The sequence below is a fragment of the Streptomyces sp. NPDC059456 genome, from assembly GCF_042750055.1.
Classification (GTDB): domain Bacteria; phylum Actinomycetota; class Actinomycetes; order Streptomycetales; family Streptomycetaceae; genus Streptomyces.
The window spans coordinates 1-4,206 of the sequence record NZ_JBHYVA010000135.1 but is presented as its reverse complement, the minus strand read 5'-3'; the positions used below and the strand labels follow the sequence as shown (position 1 = coordinate 4,206).

Genomic DNA, 4,206 nt, shown 5'->3' with positions numbered 1-4,206 from the left:
TGGGGGCGGCGGGGGGGGCCTGTCACTCCTGAGCTGCGCCCCCCCCCGCCCCGGAGCTGATCCCGGCCGCCTGCCGTGCCGGCGGTCGCGTCCCCGTCGAAGTTGGAGTTGTCCCCGAAGAGGGTGTCGTCGCCGCCTCCGCCGTCGATCTGGTCGTTTCCGGCGGAGGTGACGGAGGCGTCGCCGACGGAGCTGTCGCCGATGAGGATCTCGGCGGCGGAGCCGCCGGTGATCCGGTCGTTGCCCGCGCCCGTGGCCCGGCCGCCGGCGGGGTCGCCGATGTTGTGGTCGCCCACGGCGAAGACACCGCCGTCGGCCCCCAAGTCGATCTGGTCGTTGCCGCCCCTGCCGACGGCCCCCGCGACGCCCTCGCTGTCACCGACGACCGTGTCGCCGGCGCCCGGCCCGGCGCGCAGGACGTCGTTGCCCGCGCCGGTGCCCGTCCCTTGGAAGGGCGAGGCGGAGTCCCCGAGCAGGCCGTCGTCACCGTTGCCGCCGTCCAGCAGGTCGTTGCCGCCGCCCGTGGCATCACCGCCGAGGGCGACGCTGTCGCCGGTGATGTGCTCGTCGTCCCCGTCGCCGCCGAACATGCGGTCGTTCCCGCCGCCGTGGGCCGTCCCGGCGGCGTCGCTCTCGGAGTCGCCGACCATGAAGTCGGCGCCGGGCCCGCCGTCCAGGAGATCGTTCCCGCCGCCCGTGGCGTTGCCGCTCGCCGTGAACGAGTCGCCGACCATGTCGTCGTCACCGTCACGCCCGTACAGCTCGTCGTTGCCGCCACCGGAGGCGTTGCCCGAGGCGACGGCCGCGTCACCGCGCAGGACGTCGTTGCCCGCGCCGCCGTCGAGCCGGTCGTTGCCGGACCCGCCGACCAGCCGGTCGTCGCCACCGAGCCCGCAGATGAGGTCGTTGCCACCTAGTCCGTCGACGGTGTCGGCGGCCGCCGAGCCGACGATGACGTCGTTGCCGGGCGTGCCGTTGATCAGGCCGCTGCCGGTGATGGTGGCGACGGCACCGAAGCAGGTCGGCGGGGCGACGGCTCCGGCGACCGGGATCCCCAGGCCGAACAGCGCGGCGGTGACGACACCGGCCGTGATCATGCGTGCCATTCAAGTCCTCCGACGGTTCGTGACGGCATCGCACGGAGGACTGCCACGCCCGGCCCGCCCCGCAAGCGGAGGCTGCGCCGACTGCCTCGGCTTGTCCGTCGTACGGGTGCCCGCCGGCCGGGCCTCCGACACCGCCGACACCGCCGTCACCGCCGTCACCGCCGGCGGCTGCTAGCGGCCGCTGGCCTCCGCGTTCCGGACGATCCGGGCGAGCAGGTCCCGTACGGCGGCCGTCTCGGCCTCGGAGAGGCCCTCGGCCAGCCGGGCATCGAGCTTCGCCACGAGCGCGTCCGCGGCGGCGAACACCTCCGCGCCGCGCTCGGTCATCCGGATCTCGATGAGCGTGCCGTGGATCGGGTGCGGGGTGCGCGCGATGAGACCGCGCGTCTCCAGCCGCCCGAGCAGGCTGTTCATCGTCTGCGGGGTGACCGACAGGCGGCGCGCGAGCTCGGCGGCGTTGATGCCGGGGTTGTCGCTGAGCACGGCGAGCGCGGCCTGCTGGGCAGCGGTGATCCCGGCCTCGCGCACCGCGGCCTCCTTGGCGGCCTGCGTGATGCGTTCGGCCTGCTTGATGTGGATCAGCAGGCGCTCGGAGTAGTGCATGGGGCGAGTGTAGGAGCGGGTGCCGGTCGGGTGCCAGTAACCACTGGGTGATCAGTCAGCTTGCAGATGCCTATCAGCATGCTGTTAGCTACAAGCACACGAACTGCCGCATGCACTGCCGCATGCACTGCCGCATGCACTGCCGCGTCGAACGCCTCACCATCACCAAGGGGAGACCTCCATGACTGCTGTCCGCACCCGCCCCGCCCTCGGCAACGACCTCGCCCGCGCGATCGTCGACGCGGCCCTGGCCGCCGCCCGGGAGACCGACCTCTTCTTCGCCATCGCCGTCGTCGACGAATCCGGGCACCTCAGCGCGTTCACCCGGATGGACGGCTCGGGCCTGATGACGATCCAGATCGCCCAGGACAAGGCGTACACGGCGGCCGCCTTCGGCCTGAGCACGTCGGGGTGGCACGAGTTCGTCGAGAACGACGCGCAGCTTGCGGTGGGGGCCCGCACGGGGATCGACCGCCTGGTCACGTTCGGCGGCGGGCTGCCGATCGTCGTGGACGGCCACCTGGTGGGCGGCATCGGCGTCTCGGGCGGCCACTGGTCGGACGACGTCAAGATCGCCGAGGCGGGCCTGGCCGCGGTCCCGGCGTAGACCCGACCGACCGGAAGCCCCGGCCCAGGACCGGCCCGGGACGCAGGACCGGCCCGGGACGCAGGACCGGCCCGGGACGCAGGACCGGCCCGGGACGCAAGACCGACCCGGGGCTAAGGATCGGCCAGGGGCGCAGGACCGGACCGGGGCTAAAGGCCGGCCAGGGGCGCAGGACCGGACCGGGACGGGGAGCTGGCCGGGACGGGGAGCTGGCCGGGACGGGGAGCTGGCCGGGACGGGGAGCTGGCCGGGGCTGAGGACTGGCCCGGGACGCAGGACCGACCCGGGACTAAGGGCTGGCCCGGGCCTAAGGGCTGGCCCGGGACTAAGGGCTGGCCCGGGACGCAGGACCGGACCGGGGTGCAGGACCGGCCCGGGACTATGGACCGGACCGGGACGCAGGACCGACCCGGAACTAAGGGCTGGCCCGGGGCTAAAGGCCGTCCCGGGACGGGGAGCCGGCCAGGGACGGGGAGCCGGCCAGGGGCCGGGCCGTGCGGGGAGGCAGGGTCGGCCTGGGAGGCAGAGCCGGCCAGGGCGTTGACTCTCGGGTTACCCGAGACGGCACAGTCTCCCCGTGGACATGACGAACCTGCTGCCGATCGGGCAGTTCGCGCAGGCCAGCGGCCTCACGGTCACCGCCCTGCGGCATTACGACGCCAGCGGCGTACTGCCGCCCGCCCACGTCGACCCGGAGAGCGGCTACCGCTACTTCCGGCGAGACCAGGTCCGGACGGCCCGGTTGATCCGGGTCCTGCGGCAACTCGACATCCCGATCGAGCAGGTGCGCGGCCTGCTCGTGCAGGCCGGTGCGGGGGCCGACCTGGCCCCCGCACTGGCCGCGCACCTGAAGGCCGCGGAGGGCCGGCTGGCCGTCCAGCGCGCCCTCGTCCACGGCCTGTTGACCCGCCCGTCCGAAGGAGCAGAGATGAACCACCGCGTCACCGTCCGCGAGGGCGAGGCCGAACGCGTACTCGTGCGCGCCGCGACCGTGAAGAACTCCGGCCTCATGGGGTTCCTGCGGTCCGCCTTCCAGGACATGTACGCCGTCGCGGGCCGCGGCCCGCTGACGTTCACCGGTCCGGCGTTCGTCCGGTACCACGGGGTGTGCGACGAGGAGAACGAGACGCTGGTCGAAGCCTGCCTGCCGTTCTGGACGGATGGCGCTCAGCCCACGGACCTGCCGGAGGGGATGTCCGTCCACGACCTCCCGGCGAACACCGTCGCCTGCACGGAAGTGTCCGGCCCCGCGGCCGAGTTCCCCGCGATCCTCACCGCGTACGATGCCGTCGCCGACTGGATCAGCACGCACGGCTTCGCCTTCGCCGGCCCGGTCCGGCTGGTCTACCACCGCTGGACGGGCACGCCGGACGACCCCGGCAACCGGTACGAGATCGCCTGGCCAATCGAAGACCCGGCCCCGCCCGCCCCGTAACCCGCAGGCCCCGCCCGCCCCGTAACCCGCCGACCCTTCCAGCCTCGTAGCCCGCAGGCCCTTCCAGCCCGACTGCCCTTTCCGGCCCCGCCTGCGCTTCCCGTGCCACTGCCCCCTTCCGGCCCCGCCGGCACTTCCGGTACGGCTGCCCCCTCCAGCCCGGCCTGCGCTTCCGGTGCAACTGCCCCTTTCCGGCCCCGCCAGCCCTTCCGGTACGGCTGCCCCCTTCCAGCCCGGCCTGCGCTTCCGGCACGGCTGCCCCCAGCCCCGCCGGCACTTCCGGTGTGACTGTCCCTTTCCGGCCCCGCTGGTGCTTCCGGTGCGACTGTCCCTTTCCGGCCCCGCCGGTGCTTCCGGTGCGGCTGCCCCCCCCCAGCCCCCCCGGGGCTTCCGACACGGCTGCCCCCCCCCGGCCCGTGCGGTGCGGCGGCCCCCAGACAGCCCCGCGGGGGGGT

Annotated in this window: 5 protein-coding genes; 3 read left to right on the top strand and 2 right to left on the bottom strand. The window is 74.2% G+C overall.

Features of this window, described 5'->3' with window-relative positions:
* A partial coding sequence (locus ACFXA3_RS14720) for a calcium-binding protein (protein WP_385186788.1) occupies positions 1-1,106 on the bottom strand: 1,106 nt, incomplete at its 3' end.
* Between the two features lie 19 nt (positions 1,107-1,125).
* On the opposite strand from ACFXA3_RS14720, the gene ACFXA3_RS14715 reads away from it, so the two are divergent.
* Complete coding sequence (locus ACFXA3_RS14715; RefSeq protein ID WP_385186787.1) at positions 1,126-1,281, top strand: hypothetical protein; 156 nt, start codon at positions 1,126-1,128, stop codon at positions 1,279-1,281.
* Here the strand turns inward: ACFXA3_RS14715 and ACFXA3_RS14710 are convergent.
* On the bottom strand, positions 1,278-1,709 hold the full coding sequence (locus ACFXA3_RS14710; RefSeq protein WP_385186785.1) for a MarR family winged helix-turn-helix transcriptional regulator: 432 nt from the start codon (positions 1,707-1,709) through the stop codon (positions 1,278-1,280). The two genes, ACFXA3_RS14715 and ACFXA3_RS14710, sit on opposite strands and share 4 nt — an antisense overlap.
* A 181-nt stretch (positions 1,710-1,890) precedes the next feature.
* Between ACFXA3_RS14710 and ACFXA3_RS14705 the strand changes: the two genes are divergently transcribed.
* Positions 1,891-2,316: a heme-binding protein gene (locus ACFXA3_RS14705; RefSeq protein ID WP_385186783.1), complete on the top strand. Its 426-nt coding sequence runs from the start codon at positions 1,891-1,893 to the stop codon at positions 2,314-2,316.
* Between the two features lie 583 nt (positions 2,317-2,899).
* Positions 2,900-3,751, top strand: a complete 852-nt coding sequence (locus ACFXA3_RS14700; protein ID WP_385186810.1) for a MerR family transcriptional regulator — start codon at positions 2,900-2,902, stop codon at positions 3,749-3,751.
* The last annotated feature ends 455 nt before the right edge of the window (positions 3,752-4,206 follow it).